The following is a 4,511-nucleotide window of genomic DNA, read 5'->3' on the forward strand; positions in this document are numbered from 1 at the left end:
GCCATGGTCGGCCCTCCGCGTGCGGCCCGGGCGGGGCACGGGGGCGCCCGGGCGGTGGGGATGGTCGTCCTCTCATTACACCGTGCGGCCCGCGCCCCCGCGCGGTGCGCCGCGGCGGGCGGCCCGGCGCACCGGCCGGCCGGACGCCGGGTCCGGTCCGGTCGGGTGCGCGTCCGATTCGTTCAAGACCGACGCCCGGCCCGGCTCCTAGCGTGGGCTCCATGACCAGTTCACAGGTGACCAGGAACCCCCGTACCGCCGTCCCCGTGCTCGACGCGGTCGGGCTCGTCGTCTCCGACATGGCGGCCTCCCTCGCCTTCTACCGGAGGCTGGGGGTGGACGTCCCCGCGGGCGCGGCGGAGGCGCCGCACGTCGAGGCGGCGCTGCCGGGCGGGCTGCGGGTGCTGTGGGACACCGAGGAGACGGTCCGCTCCTACGACCCGCACTGGCGGCGGCCGGAGGGCGGGGAGCGGATCGGCCTCGCCTTCCGCTGCGCCGACCCGGCGGCGGTGGACGCGGCGTACGCGGACCTCCTCGCGGCCGGGCACCGCGGCCATCTCGCGCCCTGGGACGCGGTGTGGGGCCAGCGCTACGCCGTCGTCCTGGATCCGGACGGCATGGGCGTCTCCCTCTTCGCGGACCGGCCCGCGGACGGCTGAGCGGAACCGGCCGCGGGCCGACCGGCGGCGGACGACTGAGCCCTACCCGCAGGCGGCCGACCGGCGGCGGACGACTGAGCCGCACCCGCAGGCGGCTGCCCGGCGGCGGACGGCTGGGCCCTACCCTCCGCCGGACACCCGCCGGACACCCTCCGGCGGCTGCCCGGCGGAGGCCGCGTACGCGGTCAGCGTCGTCCCGGCCAGTGCGCGCACCTCACGGGCCAGATGGGCCTGGTCGGCGCAGCCGGCGGTGTGGGCGGCCTCGGCGAGGGGGGCGCCGGCCCGGACGAGGGCGAGGGCGCGCTGGAGGCGCAGCACCCGGGCGAGGGTCTTGGGGCCGTAGCCGAAGGCGGCCAGGGAGCGGCGGTGCAGTTGGCGGGCGGACAGGCCGGTGGCGGCGGCCGTGCCGGCGACGGTGCGGCCCCGGGCGAGGTCACGGGCCACGGCGCGGGTCAGCGGGTCGGGGCGGGGGGCGTCGGCGGCGAGCCGGAGGGCGAGCGCCTCCAGGGCGGCGGCCGGGTCGGGGGCGTCGGCGATCCGCTCGGCGAGCCGGCGGACCCGGTCGCCGGGCCAGAGCGCGGCGAGGTCGACGCGCCGGTCGCGCAGCTCGTGGGCGGGCACGCCGAGCAGGGCGGGCGCGTCGCCGGGCGCGAACCGGACGCCGGTCCAGGGGCCGTCGCCGGGGGCGGCGCCGACGGCGTGCGGGCCGGTGTCCGGGCCGGCGACGAGCAGGCGGCCGGCGTGGAAGAGCAGGTCCATGCAGCCGTCGGGGAGCACGGCGGCGGCCGGGCCGGCCGGGGCGTTGCGCCACAGCACGGCCCCGTCCAGGAGGGCGGGCCGCTCCTCGTAACCGGTGTGCCGGAGGGGTGCCACCCGCCCCAGGCTACGGCGTGTCGCCGTGCTCCTCGCGGGGGCCGGGCCCGTCCTCGCCGCCCTCCCGTTCGCGCTGGTAGTGCAGGCGGGCGCGGACGTCCTCGGGCGGCAGGAAGCGGGACCAGCGCTCGGGGAACTCCGAGGGCATGTCGGGGTCGTCCTCGTCCGGGGACCCGCCGGCGGCCTTGGCGCGGGCGACCAGTTCCATGGCGGCCTCGGCGGCGCGCAGCCGCTCGGTCTCGGCGCGGGCGGCGGCGGTGGTGGCGGCCGGCCAGACCCGGTCGATCGCGGCGTTGACGGCCGCGCCGACCAGCACGGCGAAGGCGGAGATCCCTATCCACAGCAGCACGGCGATGGGGGCGGCCAGCGAGCCGTAGATGGTGGGGCCCTCGACCTGGCTGGTGAGGTAGACCCGCAGGCCGGCACTGCCCAGCACCCACATGGCGAGGGCGACCAGCGCGCCGGGCACGTCCTCGATCCAGGGCGAGCGGACCGGGACGGACACGTGGTAGAGCGTGGTGAGGAAGGCGATCGACAGCAGGATGACGACCGGCCAGTACAGGACGGTGACGACCTCCTGGCCGTAGGGCACCCACTCCACCAGCCGGTCGGGCCCGACCACCGCCAGGGGCAGCACCACCGCGCCGATCACCATGGCGACGATGTAGAGGAGGAAGGCCAGCAGCCGGGTGGCGACGATGCCGCGGTGCCCGTCGAGGCCGTACATCACGGTGATGGTGTCGATGAAGACGTTGACCGCCCGCGAGCCGGACCACAGGGCAATGGCGAAGCCGATGGAGATGACGTCGGGCCGGCCGCCCTGGGTGACGTCCTCCAGGAGCGGCCGGGCGATGTCGTCGACGCCCCGGTCGGACAGCACGGTGCCGACCGCCCGCAGGATGTTCTCCTCGATGGAGGCGACGGTGGTGGTGTTCGTCCAGCCGTCGACGTATCCGAGCAGCCCGAGCAGGCCGAGCATCAGCGGCGGCAGCGACAGCAGGGTGAAGAACGCCGCCTCGGCGGCGAGCCCGAGAATCCGGTACTCGATGCAGGAGTTGACGGTGTCCTTGAGGAGAAGCCAGGCGAGGGTCCGTTTCGAGACGTTGCGGTAGAGGGCCCGGGCCCGGTGGAGCCTGCCCGCGGGCTTGTGCGCCCCCGGGGGTGTTTCGTTCGCTGCCTGCACGTCCTTACCGTATCCGCATGGCGACCACCACCCACACAGTGACCAACCAGGCCCCGCCCCTGGTGGGGTACGACGTCTTCTCCGCCGACCGTGCGCTCGCCGAGGCGGTGCAGCGCCACCTCGATCCCGGGCTGCTCGACGAGGCGCTCGGGGAGCTGGCCACGCTCGGCACGAGCGCCGGTTCGGCGCAGGCGCAGGAGTGGGGCGCGCAGGCCGACGCGTACCCGCCGGTGCTCCGTACACACGACCGCTACGGCAACCGGATCGACGAGGTCGACTTCCACCCGGCCTGGCACCGGCTGCTGGGGCACGCGGTGACCAACGGGCTGACCAACGCCTGGGGCCGGCCGGGCGGCCATGTCCGCCGGGCGGCCGGCTTCCTGGTGTGGACGCAGGCCGAACCGGGCCACGGCTGCCCGCTGTCGATGACCCACGCGGCCGTCCCAGCGTTGCGGGCGGATCCGGAGCTGGCCGCCTTCTGGGAGCCGAAGCTGACCTCGCAGGTGTACGAGGGGGAGCGGCTCGCCGCCCCGGCGGACCGGACCGGGGTGCTGTTCGGGATGGGGATGACGGAGAAGCAGGGCGGCAGCGACGTCCGGGCGAACACCACCGCAGCGCTGCCGCTCGCGGCCGCCGGGGAGTACGCGCTGACCGGGCACAAGTGGTTCTGCTCGGCCCCGATGTCGGACGCCTTCCTGGTGCTGGCGCAGGCGCCGAACGGGCTGACCTGCTTCCTGGTGCCCCGGGTGCTGGACGACGGCTCCCGCAACGCCTTCCGCATCCAGCGGCTCAAGGACAAGCTGGGCAACCGCTCCAACGCCTCCAGCGAGGTCGAGTTCGACTCCACCTGGGCCCGCCGGGTGGGCGAGGAGGGCCGGGGGGTGCGCACCATCATCGAGATGGTGGCGGCGACCCGGCTGGACTGCGTGCTGGGCTCGGCGGCGCTGATGCGGCAGGCGGTGGCGCAGGCCGTGCACCACTGCGCGCACCGCTCGGCGTTCGGCGGCCGGCTGGTCGACAAGCCGCTGATGCGCAACGTGCTGGCCGACCTGGCGCTGGAGTCGGAGGCGGCGACCGTGCTGGCGATGCGGCTGGCGGCGGCCTACGACGCGGACACGGACGGGGAGCGGGCGCTGCTGCGGCTCGCGGTGCCGGCGGCGAAGTACTGGGTGACCAAGCGGGCCACCCCGGTGGCCGCGGAGGCGCTGGAGTGCCTGGGCGGCAACGGCTATGTCGAGGACTCCGGGATGCCGCGGCTGCTGCGCGAGGCGCCGCTGAACTCCATCTGGGAGGGCTCGGGCAACGTCCAGGCGCTGGACGCGCTGCGGGCGCTGGGCCGGGAGCCGGCCGCGTTGGACGCCTTCCTGCGCGAGGTGGGCGCGGCGCGCGGCGCGGACCACCGGCTGGACGGGGCGGTGAAGGGCCTGCTGACCGAACTGGCCGATCTGGAGGGCGCGGAGGCGCGGGCGCGCCGGCTGGTGGAGCGGATGGCGCTGGTGCTCCAGGGCTCGCTGCTGGTGCGGTACGCGCCGTCCGCGGTCGCGGACGCGTTCTGCGGCTCCCGGCTGGGCGGCGACTGGGGGACGGCGTTCGGCACCCTGCCGCACACCCTGGACCTGGCCTCGGTGGTGGAGCGGGCCCGGCCGCAGCTCTGAGCAGTAGGGCTGTGGCTGGGTGGTGTGCCGCCGCCGGCCGCACCGGGGCAGCGGGGGCGGGGCGCCGCCTCCGGTCTCCCGCCAGGCGCCGGGGTGCGGGCCGGGGGCGCGGGCCGGCGTCCAGTGACGGCCCGCGCCCCG

4 protein-coding genes are annotated in these 4,511 nt (G+C 76.5%); 2 read left to right on the forward strand and 2 right to left on the reverse strand.

Features of this window, described 5'->3' with window-relative positions; translation table 11 throughout:
- The first annotated feature begins 221 nt into the window (after positions 1–221).
- Positions 222–659: a VOC family protein gene (locus tag C6N75_RS24235; protein ID WP_105871025.1), complete on the forward strand. Its 438-nt coding sequence runs from the start codon at positions 222–224 to the stop codon at positions 657–659.
- 120 nt (positions 660–779) lie between these two features.
- Here the strand turns inward: C6N75_RS24235 and C6N75_RS24240 are convergent, their stop codons facing one another.
- Together C6N75_RS24240 and C6N75_RS24245 are read right to left on the reverse strand one after the other, a co-directional pair.
- Positions 780–1,532, reverse strand: a complete 753-nt coding sequence (locus C6N75_RS24240; protein WP_258177587.1) for a helix-turn-helix domain-containing protein — start codon at positions 1,530–1,532, stop codon at positions 780–782.
- Positions 1,533–1,542: 10 nt separating this feature from the next.
- A complete protein-coding gene (locus C6N75_RS24245) occupies positions 1,543–2,715 on the reverse strand; it encodes a YihY/virulence factor BrkB family protein (protein WP_105871026.1) in 1,173 nt (390 codons plus the stop codon).
- 17 nt (positions 2,716–2,732) lie between these two features.
- On the opposite strand from C6N75_RS24245, the gene C6N75_RS24250 reads away from it, so the two are divergent.
- Entirely contained in the window at positions 2,733–4,370 is a 1,638-nt protein-coding gene (locus tag C6N75_RS24250) for an acyl-CoA dehydrogenase family protein (RefSeq protein WP_105871027.1), read from the forward strand.
- The last annotated feature ends 141 nt before the right edge of the window (positions 4,371–4,511 follow it).

Origin of the sequence: Streptomyces solincola (genome assembly GCF_002982015.1) — a bacterium.
GTDB classification, from domain to species: domain Bacteria; phylum Actinomycetota; class Actinomycetes; order Streptomycetales; family Streptomycetaceae; genus Streptomyces; species Streptomyces solincola.

Bases quoted from the DNA above. Each gene is read 5' to 3' on its own strand.
- C6N75_RS24235 (WP_105871025.1), top strand. From the start codon at position 222: ATGACCAGTTCACAGGTGACCAGGAACCCCCGTACCGCCGTCCCCGTG.
- C6N75_RS24250 (WP_105871027.1), top strand. From the start codon at position 2,733: ATGGCGACCACCACCCACACAGTGACCAACCAGGCCCCGCCCCTGGTG.